The 23,464-nt window shown below is 66.7% G+C and carries 25 protein-coding genes; 11 read left to right on the top strand and 14 right to left on the bottom strand.

Features of this window, described 5'->3' with window-relative positions; genetic code table 11:
• Positions 1 to 6: 6 nt before the first annotated feature.
• The 4 genes from PSK12I2_RS24500 to PSK12I2_RS0104665 all read right to left on the bottom strand — a co-directional run bounded on the left by PSK12I2_RS24500 (position 7) and on the right by PSK12I2_RS0104665 (position 4,756).
• Positions 7 to 165, bottom strand: coding sequence for a YqaE/Pmp3 family membrane protein (locus PSK12I2_RS24500; RefSeq protein ID WP_007159763.1), 159 nt, complete (start codon positions 163 to 165; stop codon positions 7 to 9).
• Positions 166 to 524: 359 nt separating this feature from the next.
• Complete coding sequence (locus PSK12I2_RS0104675) at positions 525 to 2,294, bottom strand: acyl-CoA dehydrogenase C-terminal domain-containing protein (protein WP_027597499.1); 1,770 nt, start codon at positions 2,292 to 2,294, stop codon at positions 525 to 527.
• A gap of 186 nt (positions 2,295 to 2,480) precedes the next feature.
• A complete protein-coding gene (locus PSK12I2_RS0104670; protein ID WP_027597498.1) occupies positions 2,481 to 4,286 on the bottom strand; it encodes a phenylacyl-CoA dehydrogenase in 1,806 nt (601 codons plus the stop codon).
• A 146-nt stretch (positions 4,287 to 4,432) separates the two neighbouring features.
• Positions 4,433 to 4,756 carry a thioredoxin family protein gene (locus tag PSK12I2_RS0104665; RefSeq protein WP_027597497.1) on the bottom strand — a complete coding sequence of 108 codons (324 nt, stop codon included), beginning with the start codon at positions 4,754 to 4,756 and terminating at the stop codon, positions 4,433 to 4,435.
• A 165-nt stretch (positions 4,757 to 4,921) separates the two neighbouring features.
• On the opposite strand from PSK12I2_RS0104665, the gene PSK12I2_RS0104660 reads away from it, so the two are divergent.
• Together PSK12I2_RS0104660 and PSK12I2_RS0104655 are read left to right on the top strand one after the other, a co-directional pair.
• Positions 4,922 to 6,256 (top strand): MFS transporter, encoded by a 1,335-nt coding sequence (locus PSK12I2_RS0104660; RefSeq protein ID WP_027597496.1) that lies wholly within the window; start codon positions 4,922 to 4,924, stop codon positions 6,254 to 6,256.
• A 70-nt stretch (positions 6,257 to 6,326) separates the two neighbouring features.
• Positions 6,327 to 6,749 (top strand): DUF1810 domain-containing protein, encoded by a 423-nt coding sequence (locus PSK12I2_RS0104655; RefSeq protein ID WP_027597495.1) that lies wholly within the window; start codon positions 6,327 to 6,329, stop codon positions 6,747 to 6,749.
• Here PSK12I2_RS0104655 and PSK12I2_RS0104650 read toward each other — a convergent pair.
• Both PSK12I2_RS0104650 and PSK12I2_RS0104645 read right to left on the bottom strand, forming a co-directional pair.
• Positions 6,746 to 7,333 (bottom strand): cupin domain-containing protein, encoded by a 588-nt coding sequence (locus PSK12I2_RS0104650; RefSeq protein WP_027597494.1) that lies wholly within the window; start codon positions 7,331 to 7,333, stop codon positions 6,746 to 6,748. The two genes, PSK12I2_RS0104655 and PSK12I2_RS0104650, sit on opposite strands and share 4 nt — an antisense overlap.
• Before the next feature lie 70 nt (positions 7,334 to 7,403).
• Positions 7,404 to 8,105, bottom strand: a complete 702-nt coding sequence (locus PSK12I2_RS0104645; RefSeq protein ID WP_027597493.1) for an alpha/beta fold hydrolase — start codon at positions 8,103 to 8,105, stop codon at positions 7,404 to 7,406.
• Between the two features lie 112 nt (positions 8,106 to 8,217).
• Between PSK12I2_RS0104645 and PSK12I2_RS0104640 the strand changes: the two genes are divergently transcribed.
• The 5 genes from PSK12I2_RS0104640 to rarD all read left to right on the top strand — a co-directional run bounded on the left by PSK12I2_RS0104640 (position 8,218) and on the right by rarD (position 13,771).
• Positions 8,218 to 8,514 (top strand): hypothetical protein, encoded by a 297-nt coding sequence (locus PSK12I2_RS0104640; RefSeq protein WP_007159771.1) that lies wholly within the window; start codon positions 8,218 to 8,220, stop codon positions 8,512 to 8,514.
• A gap of 58 nt (positions 8,515 to 8,572) precedes the next feature.
• Positions 8,573 to 9,310 (top strand): ComF family protein, encoded by a 738-nt coding sequence (locus PSK12I2_RS0104635; protein WP_037007508.1) that lies wholly within the window; start codon positions 8,573 to 8,575, stop codon positions 9,308 to 9,310.
• 65 nt (positions 9,311 to 9,375) lie between these two features.
• Complete coding sequence (locus tag PSK12I2_RS0104630) at positions 9,376 to 11,265, top strand: PhoX family phosphatase (RefSeq protein WP_027597491.1); 1,890 nt, start codon at positions 9,376 to 9,378, stop codon at positions 11,263 to 11,265.
• Positions 11,266 to 11,375: 110 nt separating this feature from the next.
• Positions 11,376 to 12,350 (top strand): serine/threonine protein kinase, encoded by a 975-nt coding sequence (locus PSK12I2_RS0104625; protein ID WP_027597490.1) that lies wholly within the window; start codon positions 11,376 to 11,378, stop codon positions 12,348 to 12,350.
• 533 nt (positions 12,351 to 12,883) lie between these two features.
• Positions 12,884 to 13,771, top strand: coding sequence for an EamA family transporter RarD (rarD, locus tag PSK12I2_RS0104620; protein ID WP_027597489.1), 888 nt, complete (start codon positions 12,884 to 12,886; stop codon positions 13,769 to 13,771).
• Between the two features lie 45 nt (positions 13,772 to 13,816).
• Here the strand turns inward: rarD and secB are convergent, their stop codons facing one another.
• Genes secB through PSK12I2_RS0104605 form a run of 3 tightly spaced genes read right to left on the bottom strand, consistent with a single transcriptional unit; the run spans position 13,817 to position 15,024 of the window.
• Positions 13,817 to 14,281, bottom strand: coding sequence for a protein-export chaperone SecB (gene secB, locus PSK12I2_RS0104615; protein ID WP_007159775.1), 465 nt, complete (start codon positions 14,279 to 14,281; stop codon positions 13,817 to 13,819).
• A gap of 27 nt (positions 14,282 to 14,308) precedes the next feature.
• Positions 14,309 to 14,563: a glutaredoxin 3 gene (grxC, locus tag PSK12I2_RS0104610; RefSeq protein ID WP_007159776.1), complete on the bottom strand. Its 255-nt coding sequence runs from the start codon at positions 14,561 to 14,563 to the stop codon at positions 14,309 to 14,311.
• Positions 14,564 to 14,604: 41 nt separating this feature from the next.
• On the bottom strand, positions 14,605 to 15,024 hold the full coding sequence (locus tag PSK12I2_RS0104605) for a rhodanese-like domain-containing protein (protein ID WP_007159777.1): 420 nt from the start codon (positions 15,022 to 15,024) through the stop codon (positions 14,605 to 14,607).
• A 182-nt stretch (positions 15,025 to 15,206) separates the two neighbouring features.
• Between PSK12I2_RS0104605 and PSK12I2_RS0104600 the strand changes: the two genes are divergently transcribed.
• From PSK12I2_RS0104600 to PSK12I2_RS0104585, 4 genes are all read left to right on the top strand, one after another.
• Positions 15,207 to 15,818: an NAD(P)-dependent oxidoreductase gene (locus tag PSK12I2_RS0104600; RefSeq protein WP_027597488.1), complete on the top strand. Its 612-nt coding sequence runs from the start codon at positions 15,207 to 15,209 to the stop codon at positions 15,816 to 15,818.
• Positions 15,819 to 15,951: 133 nt separating this feature from the next.
• Positions 15,952 to 17,235, top strand: coding sequence for a murein hydrolase activator EnvC (locus PSK12I2_RS0104595; RefSeq protein WP_027597487.1), 1,284 nt, complete (start codon positions 15,952 to 15,954; stop codon positions 17,233 to 17,235).
• A 29-nt stretch (positions 17,236 to 17,264) separates the two neighbouring features.
• Positions 17,265 to 18,608, top strand: a complete 1,344-nt coding sequence (locus PSK12I2_RS0104590) for a S41 family peptidase (protein ID WP_027597486.1) — start codon at positions 17,265 to 17,267, stop codon at positions 18,606 to 18,608.
• Positions 18,605 to 19,366, top strand: coding sequence for a divergent polysaccharide deacetylase family protein (locus PSK12I2_RS0104585; protein ID WP_027597485.1), 762 nt, complete (start codon positions 18,605 to 18,607; stop codon positions 19,364 to 19,366). The genes PSK12I2_RS0104590 and PSK12I2_RS0104585 overlap by 4 nt, the downstream gene beginning before the upstream one ends.
• A 17-nt stretch (positions 19,367 to 19,383) precedes the next feature.
• Here PSK12I2_RS0104585 and PSK12I2_RS0104580 read toward each other — a convergent pair whose 3' ends face one another.
• The 5 genes from PSK12I2_RS0104580 to hisA form a co-directional block, all read right to left on the bottom strand.
• Positions 19,384 to 20,145 (bottom strand): ABC transporter substrate-binding protein, encoded by a 762-nt coding sequence (locus tag PSK12I2_RS0104580; protein ID WP_027597484.1) that lies wholly within the window; start codon positions 20,143 to 20,145, stop codon positions 19,384 to 19,386.
• 183 nt (positions 20,146 to 20,328) lie between these two features.
• Positions 20,329 to 21,090 (bottom strand): ABC transporter substrate-binding protein, encoded by a 762-nt coding sequence (locus PSK12I2_RS0104575; protein ID WP_027597483.1) that lies wholly within the window; start codon positions 21,088 to 21,090, stop codon positions 20,329 to 20,331.
• 49 nt (positions 21,091 to 21,139) lie between these two features.
• A complete protein-coding gene (locus PSK12I2_RS0104570; protein ID WP_027597482.1) occupies positions 21,140 to 21,901 on the bottom strand; it encodes an ABC transporter substrate-binding protein in 762 nt (253 codons plus the stop codon).
• A gap of 29 nt (positions 21,902 to 21,930) precedes the next feature.
• Positions 21,931 to 22,713, bottom strand: a complete 783-nt coding sequence (hisF, locus tag PSK12I2_RS0104565; protein WP_007159785.1) for an imidazole glycerol phosphate synthase subunit HisF — start codon at positions 22,711 to 22,713, stop codon at positions 21,931 to 21,933.
• A 10-nt stretch (positions 22,714 to 22,723) separates the two neighbouring features.
• Positions 22,724 to 23,461, bottom strand: a complete 738-nt coding sequence (gene hisA / locus PSK12I2_RS0104560) for a 1-(5-phosphoribosyl)-5-[(5-phosphoribosylamino)methylideneamino]imidazole-4-carboxamide isomerase (protein WP_027597481.1) — start codon at positions 23,459 to 23,461, stop codon at positions 22,724 to 22,726.
• Between the last annotated feature and the right edge of the window lie 3 nt (positions 23,462 to 23,464).

Raw genomic sequence — 23,464 nt, 5'->3', positions numbered from 1 at the left:
GTGGGTTCAGCGACGAGCAATCACCCAGACGGCATGGATGATACCCGGAATGTAACCCAGCAGCGTCAGCAGGATGTTCAGCCAGAAGGCGCCGCCGAAGCCGACCTGGAGAAAGACGCCCACGGGCGGCAAGATGATGGCGAAGATGAGGCGGATGAGGTCCATTTCAGGCTCCAGTAGCAGGCAGGCAAGAAGATGCCTCTAAGACTGGCAGGGCCTGAATCAGGTTCCGGCAGGCAATAAAAAACCCCGCCGAAGCGGGGTTTCGCAGACTTGACCCAACATCCTTGTCGGGCCGCCAATCCTTGGCCATCTATCCCTGTAAGTCTCTGCCCGACATCCTTGCCGGGGGGCCATCCTGGCCACATTTCCTTGAAGTCATCTGGAGCGCTGGGTACATCCTGTACCGCGATCCGATGGGTGTAGATTACGCAGCTACCCGGGTGTAGGCGATGGCTTATCGCGGCGATGTCATGTAAGCCAAAGCTTACACGACATGGCTTTTCACCTTTTCCGTCAACAGCTTAGAAGGCCTCCTCGGCCAGGGCGTAGAGCGGCTGGGCGCCGCTGCGCACGGCGGCCGCCAGGCTCAGGGTGCGCGGCAGCAGGCGGGCGAAATAGAAGCGTGCGGTGGCCAGCTTGGCTTCGGCGAAGGCCGCGTCCTGCTCCGCCGCGGCAGCCGCGGCCCGTGCCCAGAGATAGGCATAGGCGACATAGCCGAACAGGTGCAGGTAGTCCACCGAGGCGGCGCCGAGCTCATGGGGGTCGCTGGCGCCGGCCTGCAGCAGCCACTCGGTCGCGCCGTCCAGCTGATCCAGGGCCTGGCGCAGGGGCGCGGCGAATTCGTTGTCCGCCGGCAGGCTGGCGAGATAGCCATGGACCTCTTCGCTGAAGGGCCGGTAGAGGGCGCCACGACTGCCGGCCAGCTTGCGGCCGACCAAATCGAGGGCCTGGATGCCGTTGGTGCCTTCGTAGATCTGAGTGATGCGCACGTCGCGCACCAGCTGCTCCTGGCCCCATTCACGGATATAGCCGTGGCCGCCAAACACCTGCTGACCGGCGACGCAGAGTTCCAGGCCGAGATCGGTGAGGAAGCCCTTGGCCACCGGGGTGAGCAGCGCCACCAGGGCTTCGGCGCGCTCGCGTTCGGCCGGCTCGGGGCTGTACTTGGCGGTGTCGAGTTGCAGGGCCACATAGCTGGAGAACAGCCGGCCACCTTCGTTCAGGGCCTTCATGGTCAGCAGCATGCGCCGTACATCGGGGTGGACGATGATGGGATCGGCGTTTTTGGCGGCCTGCTGGATGCCGGCCGGAGAACGGCTCTGCAGGCGTTCGCGGGCATAGGCCAGGGCGTTCTGGTAGGAGCGCTCGCTCGAGCCCAGGCCCTGGATGCCGACGCCCAGGCGCTCGTAGTTCATCATGGTGAACATGGCGGCCAGGCCCTTGTTGACCTCGCCCACCAGATAGCCGACCGCGCCATCGAAGTTCATCACGCAGGTGGCGGCGCCCTTGATGCCCATCTTGTGTTCCAGGGAGCCACAGGCCACGGCGTTGCGCGCGCCCAGGGCGCCCGCCTCGTCCACCAGGATCTTGGGCACCAGGAACAGCGAGATGCCCCGGGAACCGGCCGGCGCATCGGGCAGCTTGGCCAGCACCAGGTGAATGATGTTCTCGGTGAGGTCGTGCTCGCCGGCGGTGATGAAGATCTTGGTGCCGGTGACCCGGTAGCTGCCGTCGGCATGGGGCTCGGCGCGGGTGCGGATCAGGCCCAGGTCGGTACCGGCATGGGGCTCGGTCAGGCACATGGAGCCGGCCCACTGGCCACTGTAGAGATTGGGCAGGTAGGCCTGCTTCAGGGCTTCGCTGCCATGGGCGTGCAGGGCCAGGCAGGCGCCGGCGCTGAGCATCGGATAGAGACCGAAGGCCAGGCAGCTGGCGTGCATCATTTCCTCGACCTGGGCGGTAAGCACCTTGGGCATGCCCATGCCGCCGTATTCGGGATCGCCACCGACCCCCACCCAGCCGCCTTCGGCAAAGGCCTGGTAGGCCTGGCGGAAGCCCTGGGGCGTGGTCACTTCACCGGCGTGCCAGTGGCAGCCTTCTTCATCGGAATTGCGATTGAGCGGCGCCAGTTCCTGAGCGCACAGCTTGCCGGCTTCTTCGAGGATGGCATCGGCGGTCTCGCCGTCCACCACCTCGGCCAGGGCGGGCCACTGACTCCAGCGGTCCTTGACCTTGAAGACGGCATCCAGCACGAAACGGATATCGCGAAGCGGCGGGTTGTAGTCGGCCATGTCGAGTCTCCTCGGAAGGTGTTCTTGTCGGTATGACCCGAGTGTAAGACCGAACCGGAAGGGAGACATAGGTTCATGATCTGACCTGATGGTCAGCCGATCGGAGGTCCGCAGCGGGTGGTTTTTTCGCGGCCGCGAAAAGACGAAAACCCCGCCGGAGCGGGGTTTCTGTGGAGCGGCGACGCCTTAGTAGCCGAGGGCGAAGTCTTCCTCGGCCAGGGCCATCAGGCTGCCGGCGCCGGCCAGCAGCGCCTCGGCATGGGCGCGGGTACGGGGCAGCAGGCGCTCGTAGTAGAAGCGCGCGGTGGCCAGCTTGGCCTGGTAGAAGGCGGCCTCGTCTGTACCGGCGGCCAGTTTCTCGGCGGCGACCCGGGCCATGTCGGCCCAGAAGTACGCCAGGCAGCAGTAGCCGGAGTACATCAGGTAGTCGACGGCGGCGGCGCCCACTTCTTCGCGATCCTTCATGGCGGCCATGCCGACCTTGAGGGTGATCTCGCCCCACTCCTTGTTCAGCTTGGCCAGCGGCTCGACGAAGGCCTTGAGCTGGGCATTCTCGGCGTTGGCCTGGCAGAACTTGTGCACCACCTTGGTGAAGGCCTTGAGGGATTCACCCTGGGTCATCAGCACCTTGCGACCCAGCAGGTCGATGGCCTGGATGCCAGTGGTGCCCTCGTAGAGCATGGCGATACGGGCATCGCGCAGATTCTGCTCCATGCCCCACTCGGCGATGTAGCCGTGGCCGCCGTAGATCTGCACGCCGTGGCTCGCCGCCTCGAAACCCACCTCGGTCATGAAGGCCTTGGCGATGGGGGTGAGGAAGGCCAGCTGGGTCTCGACCTGCTGCTTCTGCTCTTCGTCCTGGCTGTACTTGAGGATGTCCACCAGCTTGGCGGTGTAGTAGATCATCGCCCGACTGCCTTCGGCGAAGGCCTTCATGGTCAGCAGCATGCGGCGCACGTCGGGGTGCACGATGATGGGATCGGCGGGCTTCTCGGGCGCCTTGGGACCGGTCAGGGAACGCATCTGCAGACGCTCGCGGGCGTACTTCAGACCGCCCTGGAAGGCCACCTCGGCATGGGCCAGGCCCTGCAGGGCGGTGCCGATGCGGGCGAAGTTCATGAAGGTGAACATGCAGTTCAGACCGCGATTCGGCGGGCCGATCAGGAAGCCGGTGGCGCCGTCGAAGTTCATCACGCAGGTGGCGTTGCCGTGGATGCCCATCTTGTGTTCCAGGGAACCACAGTGCACGGCGTTGCGCTCGCCGGCCGCGCCGCTGGCGTCGGGCAGGCGCTTGGGCACGATGAACAGCGAGATGCCCTTGGTGCCGGCGGGGGCGTCGGGCAGGCGGGCCAGCACGATGTGGACGATGTTCTCGGCCATGTCGTGTTCACCGGCGGAGATGAAGATCTTGGTGCCGGTGATGGCGTAGCTGCCGTCAGCACGCGGCTCAGCCTTGGTGCGCAGCATGCCCAGGTCGGAACCGCAGTGGGGTTCGGTCAGGCACATGGTGCCGGTCCATTCGCCGGTCACCAGCTTTTCCAGGTAGGTGTGCTTCTGCTCGTCGGTGCCGTGCTGCTCCAGGGTGTTCATGGCGCCGTGGGACAGGCCGGGGTACATGCCCCAGGACCAGTTGGCCTGGCCGACCATTTCCGAGAGAGAGATGCCAAGGGACTCGGGCAGGCCCTGGCCACCGTGGGCCGGGTTGTGCGCCAGGCTCGGCCAGCCGCCTTCGACGAACTGGGCATAGGCTTCCTTGAAGCCATCGGGGGTCTTCACCCCGTCTTCGCTCCAGGTGCAGCCCTGCTGGTCGCCGATGCGATTGAGCGGCGCCAGTACCTGTTCGCAGAACTTGGCGCCCTCTTCGAGGATGGCGGAGACCATGTCGGGAGTGGCGTCGCCGCACCCGGGCAGGCTCTGGTAGTGCGCGTCATAGCCCAGGAGTTCGTCGCGGACGAAGCGGATGTCCCGCAGGGGGGCTTTGTAATCGGGCATGACTGTTACCTCTTTGCGAATGCTTGTTGTCGAGGGTGGCGGCAGCGTCGCTGCGGACCTGCCGCCAGGGCGTTTAAACAGTCGTTTGAAACTAATGTTCCAGGCCTGGCCTTGTCAAGCTTGGCGAGGACGAGCGGAACGACCGGTCAGTCCGCCAGGGCCAGGGCTTCGTCTAGGGCCGCCGCCGTCGCCGGACGTACCAGCCGCGCCAGTTCCTGGCCGTCCTTGAAGACGATCAGCGTGGGCCAGAGCTTGACGCGAAAGGAGCGTCCCAGGCGGCGGCCGGGGCCATCCTCGATCTTGAGATGGCGCACGCCGGGGTAGTCCGCGAGCGCCGTGGCCAGCAGCGGCTGGGCGGCGCGGCAGTGTCCGCACCAGGGTGCGCCGAACTCCAGCAGGGTGACACCCGGCAGGGCGTCGACATCAGCGCGGACGGGCTCCTTTTCCGCATAGGTGGTCGTCATGGTCATGGCGGGGGCTCCTGAAGTCGGTTCCAACGGTGGACAAGTCGCTGGCGGGACTGCTCGGTCACGAGAAAAGGACTAGGGTCGATCCTGCGGTACGCCCCGATGTCATGACAATAAAACAAGGCGCTCCATTTCTGCCTCCGTCTCCGCCCTTTCCCGAGGCCCGCCATGAGCCAGACAGCGACTTCCGTTTCACCCGCCACCCTGCGCAAGGTCATCTCCGCCGCATCCATCGGCAACTTCGTCGAATGGTTCGATTTCGCCCTCTACGGCTTTCTCGCCACCCTGCTCGCGGCGCACTTCTTTCCCAGTGGCGATGCCACCGCCGGCCTGCTCAAGACCTTTGCCGTCTTTGCCGTGGCCTTCGCCTTCCGGCCACTGGGCGGCATCGTCTTCGGCCTGTTGGGCGACCGCATCGGCCGCAAGCGCACCCTGGCGCTTACCATCCTGATCATGGCCGGCGCCACCGCCCTGATCGGCATCCTGCCCAGCTACGCCACCATCGGCATCTGGGCGCCGATCCTGCTGACACTGATCCGCTGCGCCCAAGGCTTTTCCGCCGGCGGCGAATACGCCGGGGCCTGCGCCTATGTGATGGAGCATTCACCGCGCGATCGCCGCGGGCGCTATGGCAGCTTCGTACCGGTCTCGACCTTTCTCGCCTTTGCCAGCGCGGCCCTGACCGCCTGGGGCCTGGAGCGACTGCTGGGCGCCGCCGCCATGGCCGACTGGGGCTGGCGCATCCCCTTCCTGGCCGCCGCGCCGCTAGGTCTGATCGGTCTCTATCTGCGGCTGAAGCTGGACGAGACCCCGGCCTTCCAGGCGCTGGAAGCGGACCATGAGGTCAGCCATTCGCCGCTGGGCGAGACGCTCAGGCTGCAGGGTCGCTCGATCCTGCGCCTGGGCGCCTTCATCTCGCTGACGGCGCTGTCCTTCTATATGTTCACCACCTACTTCTCCACCTACCTGCAACTGGCCGGCGGCTTCGACCGGGCCGCGGCCCTGGCCATCAGCCTGATCACCCTGTTCGCCGCCGCGGCGGCCTGTCCAGTGCTGGGACGCGTCACCGACCGCATCGGCCGGCGCATGACCACGGTGCTGGCCAGTCTGGTGCTGGCGGTAGGCGTCTATCCGGCGCTGCTGCTGGCCAGCAGCGGCCAGTTCGGCAGCGCCCTGCTGGGCTCGCTGTTGCTGGGCGCCGGGGCGGTGCTGTGCAACGTGGTGACCGCGCCGCTGCTCAGCGAGGTCTTCCCCACCCGCACGCGCTACACCGCCGGGGCCATCACATACAACCTGGCCTACACCATCTTCGGCGGCACCGCGCCGCTGATGGCGACCTGGCTGATCGGCGCCACCGGCAGCAATCTCTCGCCGGCGCTCTACCTGATCCTGATCGCCCTGCTCGGCCTGATCGGCGGCCTGAGTCTGCCCGAGACTTCGCGCATCGATCTGGACGAGGTCAGCGAAGGCGGTGAAACGGCCTATCGCGCGGTGCGCGGCTAGACCGCTCGTCCCTTGACCGGCACTTCCTCCGGGTCCATCTGCCGATAGGCAAAAGGCCCGGAGTTTCGCCATGCCCGCCGCTCACGATCTGCAACGCTTCCTCGACGCCCAGGCCGACACCTATGCCACCGCCCTGGCGGAGATCCGCGCCGGGCACAAGCGCAGCCACTGGATGTGGTTCATCTTTCCGCAGATCCAGGGGCTTGGCCGCAGCGAGACGGCGCAGCGCTACGCCATCGCCTCTCGCGACGAGGCCAGTGCCTACCTGGCGCATCCGCTGCTGGGACCGCGCCTGCGGGAGATCACCGCCGCCGCGCTGGAGCATCCGCAGCTGTCGGCCACGGCGCTGTTCGGCCAGCCGGACGATCTCAAATTCCATTCCTGCCTGACCCTCTTCGCCGCCGTGGCCGAAGACCCCGAACCCTTTCGTCAGGCGCTGAAGACCTTTTTCGCCGGCCAGCCGGACGAAGCCACCCTGACGCGACTCTGCTAGCGCCAGCGCTCGGGTAGCGCCCCTTCCCGTCCGGTCACCGGATCAGTCAGTGGCACAGGCACCTGGGCGATCAGTTCGACTGAACGGGCATGGGCGGCCGGATCGGCGCGCTGGGTGATGAAGTCCTGCTGATCGGGCGGATAGGCGCCCACCACCAGGAAGTCCGCGCTGGATTCCAGGTTGCGGTGTCCGGTCCCCGCCGGCAGCACCACCACGTCGCCCGCGGTCACCTCCACATCCTGCCCCTGCTCGCCACCCAGCCGCAGCCGCGCCTGGCCGCGCGCCACGCCAAGGACTTCATGGGCATTGGGGTGATAGTGATGATAATCGTAGACGCCATAGCGCCATTGCGGCGGCCAGGCGTTGTCGGCGAACAGCTGCTCCAGGGCCGCGGCGCGGTCTGAGCCGGCCAGGGGAACCTGGCGATAGAGCAATACGGGCAGGCGACTGTTGGGGATGACGCCATCGTCGGCGAAATGCAGTTGTTCGGGCTGACCGGCACCCACCGGCGCGGCCAGGGCCAGGGCGGCGGGCGCCAGGCCCAGCACCAGGGAAAGGACGGACAGAGACGGACGATGCGGCATGCGGGACTCCCTCGGGGCTTTGCCAATGGAGGCCCGCCTGGTGCCCGGGTTCAGCGCCCGCGACGAGGGGTCAGGCCAGCCATTCCCGCAGCAGCGCCGAGGTGCGCTCCGGCAGTTCCAGCGGCGGCAGGTGACCGCAGTCGTCCAGCACCACCAGGTGCGAATCCTGGATGCCGGCGTGCATCAGCTCGGCTTCGGCCGGCGGGGTCAGCTGGTCCTGGGCGCCCACCACGATCAGGGTCGGGATGCGGATCCCTGCCAGGGTCGGGCGTGAGTCGGGGCGGTCGATGATCGACTGCTGTTGGCGCAGGAAGGCCTCCTTGCCCACCGCCTTGCCCATGGCCAGCACGGTATCGGCCACCGGCGTGCCCAGGCGCGAGGGGTGGATCAGCCGCGGCAAGAGTTGCGGACTGATACCGAGGAAACGCCCGCGCTCGGCCAGTTCGAGCATGGCGCGGCGCTGCGCGGCGCGCTCCGGGGCGTCCGGGCTGGCCATGGTGTCGAACAGCGCCAGCCGCGCTACCCGTTCCGGCGCCTGGCGCAGGATCTCGAAGGCCACGTAGCCACCCATGGACAGGGCGCCCAGGGCGAAGCGCGGCGGCGCCTCGGCCAGCACCCGGCGCGCCAGGGCAGGGATGCCCAGGTCGCGGGTGAGGTCGGGAATGAGCACCGGACAGACGTCGGCCAGGTCGGCGGCCTGAGCCGCCCAGAGACGGCTGTCGCAGAGCAGGCCGGGAAGCAGGATCAGCGGAAGGGAATCGGTAGCGGTCATCACGGGGGACTTGAGAGACACTGCGGAAAACGCGCAGTGTAGCGCGGATCACCAGCGAACCCGGCGGGCTTCGTGGGTTCCAAGGGACATTGCCAAGGATCCGGAAACATCCATGCGTACTGAAGGCTTCTTCGACTGGCTCGGCGCCGCGCTCGGCCAGGTCATCCGTTTCATCATCGATCTGTTCGGCTCGGTGCTCGGCGGCCTCGCCGACGCCGTGCACGACTTTCTCCATGGCATGGCCCGCTCCATCGGCATGGACGACTCCTATATCAGCTTCGTGGTCCTGGCCATCGGCCTGCTGCTGCTCTACGCCGCGGTACGCGCCTTCATGGCGCGCTCGGTGGTGGGCGGCGTCATCTGGCTGATTCTCGGCCTGATGGTGATGAGCTGGCTGATCCGCGGCTGACTGGTCGCCAGGCGGATCGCCTGGCACAGTAGGGCTCTCGCTCGGCACGGACGCCGTCATGACCCCACCCCTTTCCCAGGCCTTGAAGCGCCACTGGCAACGCCTGCGGCCCGGGACCAGCTGCGTTCTCTGCGCCGCCTGGCTGCCGGCCGGACTGCCCCTGTGCGAAGGCTGCGACAGCGAATTGCCCTGGCTCGGCCCCCATTGCCAGGGCTGCGCCCTGCCGCTGCCGGTGGACGGCCTGTTCTGCGGCGGCTGCCTGGCCAAGCCGCCGGCCTTCGACCAGGTGCTGGCGCCCTGGCGCTATGCCTTTCCGGTCGACACCCTGATCAACAGATTCAAGCACCGCGATCACGGCAGTCTCGGCCGTCTGGCCGGGGCGCTGCTGGCGCGGCATCTGCAGCACCTGTTCGACGAAGGCCAGCCGCGCCCGGACTGCCTGCTGCCCGTTCCTCTCTCGCCCCTGCGCCTGCGCCAGCGCGGCTTCAACCAGGCCGCGCTGCTGGCCGGCTGGCTCGGCAAGTCCTTGAAGGTGCCGGTGGATGGCGGACTGTTGCAGCGGGTGCAGGAGCAGCACAGCCAGCAGGGCCTGAGCGCCAGCGAGCGGCGGCGCAATCTCCGGCAGGCCTTCGCCCTGGTGCAGGACGCCGGGTTGGAGGGTCGCCATCTGGCCCTGGTGGACGACGTCCTCACCACCGGCGCCACCGCCGACAGCCTGGCGCGCCTGCTCAAGCGCGCGGGCGCCCGGCGGGTGGATGTCTATTGCCTGGCGCGGACGCCGCCACCCGGCGAGTAGCGCTGTCACCAAACCGTCATTTAGTCTGACTAGCCTCGCCTGCACACCGTGAGGGAGCCATCAGCATGCACAACGACCAGACCGATCTCGAACGCCTCGTCCAACTGAGCCGCCGGCGCTTCATCGGTGCCGGCGCCCTGGCCGGTGCCGCCCTGTTCCTGGGCGGCGGCCTGCTCGGTCGCAGCGCCCTGGCCGACGCCGTCGGCGAAGCCGCGGGCAATCCGCTGATCGGCTTCGCCAACATCCCCGCCTCCACCGCCGACACCCTGGTGGTGCCGCCCGGCTATCGCGCCAGCGTGCTCATCAGCTGGGGTCAGCCGCTGCACGCCGACGGTCCGGCCTTCCGCCCCGATGGCAGCCCGAGCGCCGCCGACCAGGCCGTGCAATTCGGCGACAACAACGACGGCATGGCCTTCTATCCCTTTCCGGACGATCCGGATCGGGCGCTGATGGCGATCAACAACGAATACACCAACTACCGCTATCTGCTCAGCCACGGCACGCCGCCCAAGTCCCTGGAAGACACCCGCAAGGCCCAGGCCGCCGAGGGCGTCTCGGTGATCGAGGTGAAGCGCGTGGACGGCCAGTGGCATTTCGTCCAGGGCTCGCCCTATAACCGCCGCGTGCATGGCAACACGCCCATCGCCGTCAGCGGTCCGGCCGCCGGCCATGACCTGCTCAAGACCGCCGCCGATCCGGCCGGACGCGAGGTGCTGGGCACCTTCCAGAATTGCTCCAGCGGCGCCACCCCCTGGCACACCTACCTGACCTGCGAAGAGAACTTCACCGACGTCTTCGGCAGTCGCGATGCCAACCTGAAGTTCGACGCCGCCCAGAAGCGCTACAGCGTCAAGCACGCCAGCGTGGAGAACGACTGGCACCTGCACGACGATCGCTTCGACCTGGCGCAGAATCCCAACGAACTCAACCGCCACGGCTGGATCACCGAGATCGATCCCTTCGATCCCCAGGCCAAGCCGGTCAAGCGCACCGCCCTGGGGCGCTTCAAGCACGAGAACGCCGCCCTCGCCCGCACCCGCGATGGCCGCGTGGTGGTCTACATGGGCGACGACGAGCGCGGCGAATTCATCTACAAGTTCGTCAGCCGCGAGCCCCTGCAGGACGATCCCAAGGCCAATCGCGACCTGCTCGACCAAGGCACCCTCTATGTCGCCCGGTTCGACGAGGGCGATCGTGATCCGAACCGCCCCAAGGGCCGCGGCCAGTGGCTGCCGCTGGTGCATGGCGAGAACGGCCTGACCGCCGCCAACGGCTTCGCCAGCCAGGCCGAGGTGCTCATCCACGCGCGCCAGGCCGGCACCCAGGTCGGCGCCACGCGCATGGACAGACCCGAGTGGATCGCCGTCAGCCCCAAGGACGGCCAGGTCTATTGCACCCTGACCAACAACACCAAGCGCGGCGAGGACGGCATGCCGGTGGGCGGCCCCAATCCCCGCGCCAACAACCTCTACGGCCAGATCGTGCGCTGGCGCGAGAGCGGTGACGATGCCGCGGCCCTGAGCTTCGACTGGGACCTCTTCGTCATCGCCGGCAATCCCAAGGTGCACCCGGGCAAGCCGGAAGCGGGCTCCCAACAGATCAACGCCGAGAACATGTTCAACAGCCCCGATGGCCTGGGCTTCGACGCCGCCGGCCGGCTGTGGGTGCTCACCGACGGCAAGTACAGCAACAAGGGCGATTACGAGGGCATGGGCAACAATCAGATGCTCTGCGCCGATCCGCGCAGCGGCGAGATGCGCCGCTTCCTGGTCGGTCCGGTCGGCTGCGAGGTCACCGGCCTGGCCTTTTCGCCGGACTACAAGACGATGTTCGTCGGCATCCAGCACCCGGGCGAGGAAGGCGGTTCGAGCTTTCCCGAGGCCCAGCCGAACGGCCAGCCACGCTCTTCGGTAATGGTCATCAGCCGCGAAGACGGTGGTGTGATCGGCGCCTGACCGGCGAGCGGATAGCGCTCGAGCCTTCGCCATGGGGCTCGGGCATGCGCTAGCATCTCCCGGATGCAGGGTGGCAATCGCCATCGTCCCCCGTGACCGAGGAGCGCGCCATGTCTCATCCGTTCGAAAATCTGAGTCCCGACCTCGTCATCGACGCCATCGAAAGCCTGGGCTATCTCAGCGATGCCCGGGTGCTGGCCCTCAACAGCTACGAGAACCGCGTCTACCAGATCGGCATCGAAGGCGAGACCCCGCTGATCGCCAAGTTCTATCGCCCGGATCGCTGGACCGACGCGGCCATCCTGGAAGAGCACGCCTTTTCCGCCGAACTGGAAGAACGCGAGGTGCCGGTGGTCGCGCCCCTGCAGCGCGATGGCCAGACGCTGTTCAATCATGCCGGCTTTCGCTTCGCGCTCTTTCCCCGCCGCGGCGGCCGGGCGCCGGAGCCGGGTGATCTCAATCAGCTGCATCGCCTCGGCCAGCTGCTGGGTCGCCTGCACGCGGTGGGCGCCAGCCGCCCCTTCCAGCACCGCGAGACGCTGGACGTCCAGGGCTATGGGCATGCCTCGCTGGACACGCTGCTGACCGGCAACTTCATTCCCCAGAGCCTGCTGCCAGCCTATGAATCGGTGGCGCGCGACCTGCTGCTGCGTCTCGACGAACTCTTCGAAGGCGTCAGCTACGACGTCATCCGCCTGCACGGCGACTGCCATCCGGGCAACCTGCTCTGCCGCGATGACGCCTACCATATCGTCGACCTCGACGACTGCCGCCACGGTCCGGCCATGCAGGATCTCTGGATGCTGCTGGCCGGCGATCGCCAGGAGCGGCTGACGCAGCTGTCCGAGCTGATGGACGGCTACGAGGAATTCCACGACTTCCAGCCGCGCGAACTGGCCCTGATCGAGGGGCTGCGCACCCTGCGGCTGATGCACTACAGCGCCTGGCTGGCACGTCGTTGGGACGATCCGGCCTTTCCCAAGAGCTTTCCCTGGTTCGGCAGTGAACGCTACTGGGGCGACCAGATCCTCACCCTGCGCGAACAACGCGCCGCCCTGGACGAGGCGCCGTTGCGGCTGTTCTAGGCTTGCTGCGACTCAGTGGAAAAGGCTGCGCCGTTTTCCACAGGCCCGGATACCCCTCTCCCTCTGGGAGAGGGCTGGGGTGAGGGTAAGCCGTGCGATGAACTCTTCAGTGGAAAAGGCTGCGCCGTTTTCCACGCTACAGGCCCGGATACCCCCTCTCCCTCCGGGAGAGGGCTGGGGTGAGGGTAAGCCGTGCGATGAACTCTTCAGTGGAAAAGGCTGCGTCGTTTTCCACGCTACAGGCGCGGATACCCCCTCTCCCTCCGGGAGAGGGCGGGGGTGAGGGTAGGACGCGCGATGAACTCCACAGTGGAAAAGACCGCGTCGTTTTTCACGCTACAGCACTGATCGCGGCCATGGGCCGCTCCTACAGAGGCGCGATGTATCGGGAGGAGCGGCCGCATCGGCGGGCCGCCATGGCCGCGATAGCGCAGTGGCGCAGCAGGCAAACGCTTGCTGTCGTCACTCCCACATCACACCGCCCCTTAGGCTATCCTGCCCGGACAAGAACGTTGCCTGCCTAAGGACCTCTCATGTCTGCCTTGCGCCAGGGTTATGCCCTGGGCCTCACCGCCTATGGGCTGTGGGGCTTGTTTCCGCTGTTCTTCAAGCTGCTGGCGGCCCTGCCGGCGACCGAAATCCTGTTCCAGCGCATCCTCTGGTCCGCCCTGTTCAGCGCCTTGCTGCTGCTGGTCTGGCGCCATCGCGGCTGGTGGGCGGAGTTGCGCGCCCACCCGCGACGGCTGCTCTGGCTGGCGCTGTCCGGCGCCCTGGTGGCCTGCAACTGGCTGGTCTACATCTGGGCGGTCAACAACGCCCATGTGGTCGAGGCCAGCCTGGGCTACTACATCAATCCGCTGGTCAACATCCTGCTCGCCCTGGTGATCCTCGGTGAACGCCTGCGGCCGCTGCAGTGGATCGCCGTGGGCCTGGCGGTGCTCGGCGTCGCCCAGCAACTGTGGACCCTGGGGCAACTGCCCTGGGTCTCCCTGGCGCTGGCCCTGACTTTCGCCTTCTATGGCCTGGTGCGGCGGCAGACGCCAGTGGCCGCGCTGCCGGGCATGGTGGTGGAGAGCTGGATGCTGGTGCCGATCGCCCTGGTCGCGCTGCCGCTGCTGACCCCGGGGGTGAGCCTGCAGCCGGAAACCTGGCAGTCCTCGCTGGGTCTGCTGATCGTGCTGGCCGGGCCGGTCACCCTGATCCCGCTGCTGTGCTTCAACGCCGCGGCGCGCAAGCTGCCCTATTCGACCCTGGGCTTCCTGCAGTACCTGGCGCCGACCCTGGTGCTGATCCAGGCGGTCTGGCTCTACGACGAGCCCTTCCCCCGCGAGCGGCTGTTCGCCTTCATCTGCATCTGGACCGGCCTTGCCGTGTTCAGCTTCGATCTCTGGCGCGCCAGTCGCAAGCTGAAGGCCGGATAGCAGAACGCCCCTGGCAAGGGGCGTTCGTCACCGCTGCGGCGCCGATCAGGCTTCGCCGGCGGTCTGCATGCGCGCCAGTTCCTGGGCGTAGAGGGCGTCGAAGTTCACCGGCTGCAGCATCAGCGCGGGGAAGGAGCCACGCACCACCATGTTGTCCAGCGCTTCACGGGCGTAGGGGAACAGGATGTTGGGGCAGAAGGCGCCCAGGGCATGGGCCATGGAGGCGGCGTCCAGGCCCTTGATCAGGAAGATGCCACCCTGCTGCACTTCGGCGATGAAGGCGGTCTCTTCGTTGTTCTTGACGGTCACGGTCAGGGTCAGCACCACTTCGTGGAAGTCGTCGCCCAGGGTCTTCTGGCGGGTGGCCAGGTCCAGGTTGACGTTGGGCTGCCAGTCCTGACGGAAGATCTCGGGGCTCTTGGGCGCTTCGAAGGACAGGTCGCGGATGTAGATGCGTTGCAGGGAGAACTGAGCGCCGTCTTCCTGGGCGCCATTGGCTTGGTCGGTCATGGTAGGGCCTTGAGTGATGAGTGTTGGTCAGGCGGACAGCAGCGGATCGAGACGTCCGCTTCGGTCTAGGGCATAGAGATCGTCGCAACCGCCGACGTGGGTGCTGCCGACCCAGATCTGCGGCACGCTGGTGCGACCGGCCTTGCGGGCCATCTCGCTGCGCAGCGCCGGCTGGCCGTCGACGGAGACTTCCCGGTAGGCCACGTTCTTGCGATCGAGCAGGTGCTTGGCACGATGGCAATAGGGACACCAGGCACTGGTATAGATGACGACGTCAGACATGCGCGGTCTCCAGTGGCCGATGAGGCGGCCACGCTAGGGGTTCACTTCACCAGGGGCAGATTCTCTGCACGCCAGGTGGCGATGCCGCCGTTCAGCCGGGCGGCGGTGAAGCCGGCCTTCTGCAGATCGCCGCACACGGCGCCGGCCTGCTGGCCGGCGCTGTCCACCACGATCAGGGTCTTGGCCTTGTGCTTCTCCAGTAGAGACAGGCTGCTGGCGACTTTCTCCTGGGCGATGTTCAACGCGCCGACGATATGCCCGGCGGCGAAGTCCTTGCTCGGGCGGATGTCGAGCACCACGCCCTCTTCGCGATTGACCAGATTGGTGAGTTCGCCGGTGGACAGGCTGCGCCCGCCCCGACGGGTCTCGTTGAACAGCATCAGGGCGACGATGGCGAGGAAGGCGGCGACGAGCAGCGGATGATGGGTGGCGAATTCGACCACCCGACCGAGAAATTCCATAATGAAAGAACTATCCAAGGAGGGCTAAAAATGCTGGCCAGTATACACAGCCCCCCGATGGCGCCATACCCTCGCCGCCCCCGGGTTATCCGCAGGTAACCAGCTCATCCCGAACTGCCTCCTTGGCGGCTTCCGTCGCTCTGCCTAGGCTTGGCTTCCCTTCATTTCCGAGGAATCCAGCCATGACTTCCATCGCCCTGCTCGGCGCCACCGGCAACGTCGGCAGCCGTCTGCTCGACGAAGCCCTCTCCCGTGGCCACCGGGTCACCGCCCTGGTGCGGGAACCCGCGCGCCTGGCGTCCCGTGCCGACCTGAACGTGGTTGCCGGCGACGTCAAGGATCCGCAGGCGGCCAAGGCGCTGTCCGGCCATGACGTGCTGGTCAGCAGCCTGAGGTTCGCCGACATCGCACCGGATACGCTGATCGACTTCGCCAGAGCCACTGGCATCCCGCGCCTGCTGATCGTTGGCGGCGCCGCCAGCCTGAAGCTGCCGGACGGCTCGCGACTGTTCGATGCGCCGGCCTTTCCCGCGGAATACCGCAGCGAAGCCGGGGCCGGGATCGCCACCCTGGACGCCCTGCGCGGGGTCAGCGACCTCGACTGGGTCTTCGTCAGTCCGCAGATGGTCTTCGCCCCGGGCACCCGCACGGGCCGCTTCCGCCTGGGCGACGATACCCTGCTGTTCGATGCGGCCGGGGACAGCCACATCTCCTACGAAGACTTCGCCGTGGCCCTGCTCGACGAGGTCGAACGTCCTGTTCATCACCGTACCCGCTTCACCGTCGGCTACTGAAACGGAAATGCCCCCTCGTTCGCAGCCTGGCCGCCTGGTCGGGCCGTGAACGCTGAACGGCGTGCCTTGCCGTTTTTTTTGCCGGATGTGACGGGCATACTAGGCGCTTCGCCCTAGAAACGTACGACCTCGCATGCGCCGTGTTCTCGCCCTTCTCCTGCTTGCCAGCGTTCTCGCTCCCGCCCTGGCCGACGATCGCGCCGATACCCAGCGGCAGATCGAGCAGACCCGCCGGGAAATCCAGGAGATGCAGAAGGTCCTCAAGCAGGTGCAGGCCGAGAAGTCCGGCGTGCAGAAGCAGTTGCAGGGCACCGAGACCCAGATGGGCGAGCTGGAAAAGCAGGTCGACTCGCTGCAGAAGCAGCTGGAGAACGGCGAAAAAAAGCTGCAAGAGCTGGACGGGCGTAAGAAGAAGCTCGACCAGTCTCGCGCTGAGCAACAACAGCTGATCGCCGTGCAGGTGCGGGCCGCCTACCAGAGCGGCCGCCAGGAATACCTCAAGCTGCTGCTCAATCAGGAGCATCCGGAAAAGGTCAGCCGCACCCTCACCTACTACAACTACCTGAATCGCACCCGGCTGGATCAGCTCGCCACCTTCAACGACACCCTGCGCGAGATCCGCGAGGTGGAACAGGGCATCCAGCAGGAACAGGGCGACCTGGTCGCCCGTCGCGAAGACCTGGAAAAGCGTCAGGCGGAGCTGGCCGAGGTGCGCAAGGAGCGCCAGGCGGCGCTGGCCAAGATCAACGCGGACTACCGCGACAAGAGTCGCGAGATCGAGAACCGCGAGCAGGATCAGGCCGCGCTGAACAAGGTGCTCAAGACCATCGAGGAAACCCTCGCGCGCCAGGCCCGCGAAGCGGAGGAAGCCCGTCAGCGGCAACTGGCCGAAGCCCGCGCCGCCGAAGCACGGGAAGCGGCACGGCGCCAGGCGCAAAGCGAGCCGAAAGCCCCGCGCCCCTCGAACGCCCCGGAACTGGCGGTGTCTAGTGCAGCACCTGCCTATGGCGGCGCCTTCGCCAATGCCCGCGGCAAGCTGCCCTGGCCGGTCGATGGCCGTCTGGTGGCGCGTTTCGGCAGTGCCCGCGGCGACGACCCCCGCGCGAAATGGGACGGTGTCCTGATCGCAGCCGGAGCCGGTACCCGGGTCAAGGCGGTGCACGACGGCCGGGTGGTCTTCGCCGACTGGCTAAGAGGCGCTGGCCAACTGGTTATCATCGATCATGGGAATGGCTATCTCAGCCTGTACGGACATAATCAGAGCCTGCTCAAGTCTGCGGGTGACGTGGTCAAGGCCGGGGATGCCATCGCGACCGTCGGCGCCAGCGGCGGTCAGGAAGCCTCCGCCTTGTACTTCGCCATCCGCCAACAGGGCCGCCCGACGGACCCGGTCATCTGGTGCCGTGCTCAGGGATAGTGCGACACACCTCGGTTTAGGAGCTGCACATGCCGCATCGCTTTCGTCCCACCGTCCTGGTCCTCGCCCTGCTGTTCAGCGGCGTCGGAGTCGTCCAGGCGCAATCGTCGCAGAGCACGCCGGCTGCGGTGACGCCGGTCGCACCGGGCGCCGCGCCCGCGGCCCCGGCCAGTGCTCCGCTGCCGCTGGACGAGCTGCGCACCTTCGCCGAGGTGTTCGACCGCATCAAGGCCGCCTATGTGGAGCCGGTGTCGGACAAGGTCCTGCTGGAGAACGCCATCAAGGGCATGCTCAGCAACCTGGATCCGCATTCCGCCTATCTGGAACCCAAGGACTTCGCCGAACTGCAGGAAACCACCAGCGGTGAATTCGGCGGCCTGGGCCTGGAAGTCGGCCAGGAGAACGGCTTCATCAAGGTGGTCTCGCCCATCGACGACACCCCGGCGGCCAAGGCGCGCCTGCAACCGGGCGACCTGATCGTCAAGATCGACGGTCAGCCCACCAAGGGCCAGGCCATCAACGAAGCCGTCGACAAGATGCGCGGCAAGCCGGGCAGCCTCATCGTGCTGACCATCGTCCGCGGTGGCGGCCAGCCGTTCGACGTCAAGCTGGCGCGGGCGGTGATCAAGGTCAACAGCGTCAAGAGCCAGCTGCTCGAATCCGGCTACGGCCTGCTGCGCATCTCGCAGTTCCAGGTCAATACCGGCGAAGAGACGGTCAAGGCGCTCGGCAAGCTGCGTCAGGAGAACAAGGGCAAGCTCAAGGGCCTGATCCTCGACCTGAGAAACAATCCGGGCGGGGTCCTGCAGTCGGCGGTCGAGGTGGCCGATGCCTTCATGACTCACGGTCTGATCGTCTACACCAAGGGCCGCCTGCCCAACTCCGAACTGCGCTTCTCGGCCGATGCCGCCGATCCCAGCGAGAAGGTGCCCCTGGTGGTGCTGATCAATGGCGGCAGCGCCTCGGCCGCGGAAATCGTCGCCGGTGCCCTGCAGGATTCCAAGCGCGGCATCCTCATGGGCACCGACAGCTTCGGCAAGGGTTCGGTGCAGACGGTGCTGCCGCTCAACAACGACCGCGCGCTCAAGCTCACCACGGCGCTCTACTACACACCGAGCGGACGCTCCATCCAGGCCCAGGGCATCACCCCGGACATCGCCGTGGCGCCGGCCAAGGTCACCCCGCAGAGCGGTGGCGACGAATACTTCCGCGAAGCGGACCTGGCCGGTCACCTGGGCAATGGCAATGGCGGCGCCGATCGGCCCACCGGCAGCAAGGCGCCCAACCAGAGTCCGCGGCCGCAGGATGACGACTTCCAGCTCTCCCAGGCGCTGTCGCTGCTCAAGGGACTCAACGTCACCCATACCCCGTGAGGGCGGGACGCTGGCTACTGGCCGGGGCGCTCGCCCTGGTCGGCACCCTCGCCCAGGCCGCCACCGCGCAGCTGACCATCGTCATCGACGACCTCGGGCAGAATCCGGCGCGGGATCGGCAGGTCCTGGCCCTGCCCGCGCCGGTGGTCCTGGCGATCATCCCCGAGACCCGCTACGCCGCCGAACTGGCCACCGTGGCCCACCGCGCCGGACGCACCGTGCTGCTGCACCTGCCCATGGACCCGGCCGGCGGTCCCTATGCCTGGCATCCGGAGATGTCCTCGGCCGAGCGCCTGCAACGCCTGGACCGGGCGCTGGAACGGGTACCCGAGGCGGATGGGGTGAACAATCATGAAGGTAGTCGCATGACCGCGGACCGCCCCGCCATGGCCGAGTTGATGCAGGTCCTGCAGGAGCGTCACCTGCTGTTTCTCGACAGCCGCACCAGCGCGGCCACCGTGGCCGCGGCGGAAGCCCAGAAGATCGGCCTGGCCAGCGTCTCGCGCGATGTCTTTCTCGACAACGACGCCACCCCGGCGGCGGTGGCGGCCCAGCTGGCCGAAGGCGTGCGCCTGGCCCAGCGCCAGGGCAGCGCGGTGCTGATCGGCCATCCGCACCCGGCGACCCTGGCGGTGCTGGCCCAGCAGTTGCCGCTGCTCAAGGCCCAGGGCGTGGAGGTCATCGACCTGCCGCAGATGATCGCCCTGCGGGCCAATCAGGCCATGCCCGGGCACGGCCGCGCCGGTCGCTATCGCTAGCGAGCGGCCTCCAGGCGTCAGAGGTAGTTGTTGGTGATGCTGTCGATCACTCCTTCCTTGCGCATCTGCTCCAGCGCCGCCCTGAGGCGTATCACCACCTCGTCAGGGGTGTCCTTGTTCAACGCCAGATACTGATCCACCTCGTTGAAGCGCAGCAGCGTCTGCAAGCCGGTCACCCCCTGCTGCTTGGCGAGATAGCGGCCGACAGGATCGGCGGTAGCCCAGATGTCGATCTGGCCTTTCACCAGCTTGTCGACGTTCTCCTGATCGCGCAGGGCGTCGATGACCGGAATGCCCTGGGCGGTCAGCGTCTTGCTGATCACATCGTTGCGATAGGTACCGATGCGATAGCGGGCGGCGTCCTTGAGCGTCTTGACGTCCAGCTTGCTGCCAGGCAGCGCCTGCAGGGTCCAGCTCGAGCGGCCGAAAGGGCCCACCCACTTGAACTGATCCTTGCGCGCCTCGGTGTAGGCCACGGAGAAGAGGCCGTAGTTGGGCGTCTCCTGGGTCAGCCGATAGATGCGGTCCCAGGGGAAGCGCAGCGAAAGGCTGTACTTGATGCCGGCCCGCTTGAACATCTCGCGGACGATATCGGTGGCGATACCGTCGATGGCGTCATCGCGGGCGAAGTTCTTGTCATCGACCGACATGTTGAAGGGAGGATAATTCTCGGTCAGGAGCACGACCTGGTAGTAATCCGGCAACTCGGCACGGGCCTGGGTCAGACCCAGGGTGCAACCCAAGACTACACCTGCAAGACGCAACCACAGCTTTTGCATTGCAACTCCCTGGCGACGCACGGCCGCATTTCCGAGGTTTCGTCGAATATCCCTTTACAACATTCAGCGCTCACTGCCGCTGGCTGCGCCGCGGTCGTCAGTCCTGAGTCGATCCCGGTCTGGCCGCCTGGCCGATCCGGAACTCCTGGCCCCTCGCGTCCACGCCCACCGCCAGGCGGCGCACTAGAGATAGTTGTTGGTGATGCTGTCGACCAGACCTTCCTGGCGCATGGCATCCAGCGCCTGCTGCAGGCGGGTCACCACCTCGTCGGGGGTGTCCTTGTTCAAGGCCAGGTAGAGGTCGGATTCCTGGAAGCTGAGCAGGGTCTGCAGATTGCTGACGCCCTGCTGCTTGGCCAGGTAGCGGGCGACCACGTCGGTGGTGGCCCAGACGTCGATCTCGCCCTTCTGCAACTTGGCGATGTTCTCCTGATCACGCAGGGCATCGATGGGAACGATGCCCTTCTCCTGGATCATCAGGCTCACCGCGGAATTCTTGTAGGCACCGACGCGCAGCCGGGCCGCCGTGGCCAGGTCCGGCACCTTGAGGGTGCTGCCGGACAGCGCCATGAACACCTTGCGGGTCTTGCCCAGCGGCCCGACCCACTTGAACAGCGGCAGCCTCGATTCGGTGCGCGACACGGAGAACAGCGCGTAGTTGGGGCTCTCCAGGGTCAGGTTGTAGATGCGATCCCAGGGAAAGCGCAGCGAGAGGTTGTAGTCGATCCCGGCGCGCTTGAACATTTCGCGCACCAGATCGGCGCTGATGCCGTCGATGGCATCGTCACGCGCGAAATTCTTGTCGTCCACCGCCATGTTGAAGGGCGGGAAGTTCTCGGTCAGCAGCACCACGCGATAGCCCGCTGGCAATTCCGCCCGGGCCGTCCCCAGGCCCAGGGTGCAACTCAACAGTACGGCGGCGATGGCCAACCAGGACTTGCGCATAGCTCTCTCCTCAGGCGACCGTCCGCGCCGATCGCTCGGCCCGCCGGGATCACAGATAACGATTGAAAATGGTCTGAACCGCGCCGCTCTGGCGCATCTCTTCGAGGGCCTTTTGCAGCTTCTGTACCACCTCGTCGGGGGTCTGCTTGTTCAGCGCCAGGAACAGCTCGCCGCTGTTGAAGCGCAGCAGCATCTTGAGTCCGGTCACGTCTTCCTGGCGGGCCAGGTAGCGGCCGGCGGGGTCACCGGTGGCCCAGACATCGATCTGTCCCTTGACCAGGCGCTGTACGTTTTCCTGATCGCGCAGCGCGAGATCCGGCTGGAAGCCCTGCTGGGCGAGACTCTCGGCGATGGCGTCACCCTTGTAGGCGCCGATCTTGAGCTGCTGCTTGCGGACGTCGTCCAGGCTGCGCAGCTGCAGGTGGCTGTCGGCGCGCCCGAGCAGCACCCAGTCGTCCGGGCCGATGGGGCCGACCCACTTGAACAGCCCCTCGCGCTCGGGCAGCCGGGCGGTGACGAAGACCCCGTGGTCGGGTTGATCCAGGGCCATGCCGTAGATCCGCTCCCAGGGAAATCTCAGGGTGAGGTTGTAGGAGATGCCGGCGCGCTGGCACATCTCGCGGACCATGTCGACGGCGATGCCCTTGAGCTCGCCCTCGCGGGCGAAGTTCTTGCCATCCACGGAGAAGTTGTAGGGCGGGAAGTTTTCCGTCAGCAGCGTCAGCTGATAACCCGCCGGTAGCTCCGCCCTGACCGCAGTCGTCGATACCAGCAGCAAACCGGCCAAGCAGGCCCAGATTCCCTTGCGCACGCCCCTCTCCCTGCCGGCACCGCCGGTGCTTAAGATTTTGTGGAGCGTATCACAATCCCTTTTTCGGCCAGGTACCGTTTAGCCTCGGGAATGGTGCATTCGCCGAAATGGAAGATGCTCGCCGCCAGCACCGCAGAGGCCTTGCCTTCGAGGATGCCGTCGGCCAGGTGCTGCAGATTGCCGACGCCGCCGGAGGCGATCACCGGGATGCCCACCGCCTCGCTGACGGCGCGGGTCACGCCCAGGTCGAAGCCGTTCTTCATGCCGTCCTGATCCATGCTGGTGAGCAGGATCTCGCCGGCGCCCAGGCCTTCCATCTTCTGCGCCCAGGCCACGGCGTCGAGGCCGGTGGGCTTGCGTCCGCCATGGGTGAAGATCTCCCAGCGCGGGGTTTCACCGGGGCCGCTGACGCGCTTGGCGTCGATGGCCACCACGATGCACTGGGAACCGAAGCGCGCCGCGGCTTCACCGACGAATTCCGGGGTGAAGACCGCCGCGGTGTTGATCGACACCTTGTCGGCGCCGGCATTGAGCAGGTTGCGGATGTCCTGCACGGTGCGCACGCCGCCGCCCACGGTCAGCGGGATGAACACCTGGCTGGCCATGCGCTCCACGGTGTGCAGGGTGGTATCACGACCCTGGTGGCTGGCGGTGATGTCGAGAAAGGTGATCTCGTCGGCGCCCTGCTCGTTGTAGCGGCGGGCGATCTCCACCGGATCACCGGCATCGCGGATGTTCTCGAACTTGACGCCCTTGACCACGCGGCCATTGTCCACGTCCAGGCAGGGGATGATGCGTTTCGCCAGCGCCATGACTGAGTCCTCAGACCTTGAAGTTGTCGCACAGCGCCTGGGCCTCGGCGACGTCGAGGGTGCCCTCGTAGATCGCCCGACCGGTGATGGCGCCGATGATGCCCGGGCTGCGGGCGTCGAGCAGGTTCTGGATGTCACCCAGGTTGTGGATGCCGCCGGAGGCGATCACCGGGATGCTGGTGGCTTCGGCCAGGGCGCGGGTGGCCGGCACGTTGCAGCCCTGCATCATGCCGTCGCGGGCGATGTCGGTGTAGACGATGGCGCTGACGCCGTCGGCTTCGAAGCGGCGGGCCAGGTCGGTGACCTGCAATTCGCTGACCTCGGCCCAGCCGTCGGTGGCGACGAAGCCGTCCTTGGCGTCCAGGCCGACGATGACCTTGCCGGGGAAGGCGCGGCAGGCTTCAGCGACGAATTCCGGCTGCTTGACCGCCTTGGTGCCGATGATCACGTAGCTGACGCCGGCGCGGACATAGTGCTCGATGGTCTCCAGCGAGCGGATGCCGCCGCCGATCTGGATCGGCAGGCCGGGATAGCGCTTGGCGATGGCGGTCACCACCTCGCCATTGACCGGCTGGCCTTCGAAGGCGCCGTTGAGATCCACCAGGTGCAGCCGGCGGCAGCCACCGTCGACCCACTGGGCGGCCATGGCCACGGGATCGTCGGAGAACACGGTGGAATCTTCCATGCGCCCCTGGCGCAGGCGGACGCAGGCACCGTCCTTGAGGTCGATGGCGGGGATGATCAGCATGGC

Origin of the sequence: Pseudomonas sp. MOIL14HWK12:I2, assembly GCF_000510745.1 — a bacterium.
GTDB classification, from domain to species: Bacteria; Pseudomonadota; Gammaproteobacteria; order Pseudomonadales; family Pseudomonadaceae; genus Chryseomonas; species Chryseomonas oryzihabitans.
Note: the sequence above shows the minus strand (reverse complement) of the source record. Positions and strands in the feature narration are given on the sequence as shown.

Bases quoted from the DNA above. Each gene is read 5' to 3' on its own strand.
- PSK12I2_RS0104590 (WP_027597486.1), top strand. From the start codon at position 17,265: ATGCCGCATCGCTTTCGTCCCACCGTCCTGGTCCTCGCCCTGCTGTTC.
- PSK12I2_RS0104675 (WP_027597499.1), bottom strand. From the start codon at position 2,294: ATGGCCGACTACAACCCGCCGCTTCGCGATATCCGTTTCGTGCTGGAT.
- PSK12I2_RS0104630 (WP_027597491.1), top strand. From the start codon at position 9,376: ATGCACAACGACCAGACCGATCTCGAACGCCTCGTCCAACTGAGCCGC.
- hisA (WP_027597481.1), bottom strand. From the start codon at position 23,461: ATGCTGATCATCCCCGCCATCGACCTCAAGGACGGTGCCTGCGTCCGC.
- PSK12I2_RS0104645 (WP_027597493.1), bottom strand. From the start codon at position 8,105: ATGACCGCTACCGATTCCCTTCCGCTGATCCTGCTTCCCGGCCTGCTC.
- PSK12I2_RS24500 (WP_007159763.1), bottom strand. From the start codon at position 165: ATGGACCTCATCCGCCTCATCTTCGCCATCATCTTGCCGCCCGTGGGC.
- grxC (WP_007159776.1), bottom strand. From the start codon at position 14,563: ATGTCTGACGTCGTCATCTATACCAGTGCCTGGTGTCCCTATTGCCAT.
- PSK12I2_RS0104600 (WP_027597488.1), top strand. From the start codon at position 15,207: ATGACTTCCATCGCCCTGCTCGGCGCCACCGGCAACGTCGGCAGCCGT.
- PSK12I2_RS0104655 (WP_027597495.1), top strand. From the start codon at position 6,327: ATGCCCGCCGCTCACGATCTGCAACGCTTCCTCGACGCCCAGGCCGAC.
- PSK12I2_RS0104595 (WP_027597487.1), top strand. From the start codon at position 15,952: ATGCGCCGTGTTCTCGCCCTTCTCCTGCTTGCCAGCGTTCTCGCTCCC.
- PSK12I2_RS0104580 (WP_027597484.1), bottom strand. From the start codon at position 20,145: ATGCAAAAGCTGTGGTTGCGTCTTGCAGGTGTAGTCTTGGGTTGCACC.
- hisF (WP_007159785.1), bottom strand. From the start codon at position 22,713: ATGGCGCTGGCGAAACGCATCATCCCCTGCCTGGACGTGGACAATGGC.
- PSK12I2_RS0104635 (WP_037007508.1), top strand. From the start codon at position 8,573: ATGACCCCACCCCTTTCCCAGGCCTTGAAGCGCCACTGGCAACGCCTG.
- PSK12I2_RS0104575 (WP_027597483.1), bottom strand. From the start codon at position 21,090: ATGCGCAAGTCCTGGTTGGCCATCGCCGCCGTACTGTTGAGTTGCACC.
- PSK12I2_RS0104670 (WP_027597498.1), bottom strand. From the start codon at position 4,286: ATGCCCGATTACAAAGCCCCCCTGCGGGACATCCGCTTCGTCCGCGAC.
- PSK12I2_RS0104650 (WP_027597494.1), bottom strand. From the start codon at position 7,333: ATGCCGCATCGTCCGTCTCTGTCCGTCCTTTCCCTGGTGCTGGGCCTG.
- PSK12I2_RS0104625 (WP_027597490.1), top strand. From the start codon at position 11,376: ATGTCTCATCCGTTCGAAAATCTGAGTCCCGACCTCGTCATCGACGCC.
- rarD (WP_027597489.1), top strand. From the start codon at position 12,884: ATGTCTGCCTTGCGCCAGGGTTATGCCCTGGGCCTCACCGCCTATGGG.
- secB (WP_007159775.1), bottom strand. From the start codon at position 14,281: ATGACCGACCAAGCCAATGGCGCCCAGGAAGACGGCGCTCAGTTCTCC.
- PSK12I2_RS0104640 (WP_007159771.1), top strand. From the start codon at position 8,218: ATGCGTACTGAAGGCTTCTTCGACTGGCTCGGCGCCGCGCTCGGCCAG.
- PSK12I2_RS0104665 (WP_027597497.1), bottom strand. From the start codon at position 4,756: ATGACCATGACGACCACCTATGCGGAAAAGGAGCCCGTCCGCGCTGAT.
- PSK12I2_RS0104660 (WP_027597496.1), top strand. From the start codon at position 4,922: ATGAGCCAGACAGCGACTTCCGTTTCACCCGCCACCCTGCGCAAGGTC.
- PSK12I2_RS0104605 (WP_007159777.1), bottom strand. From the start codon at position 15,024: ATGGAATTTCTCGGTCGGGTGGTCGAATTCGCCACCCATCATCCGCTG.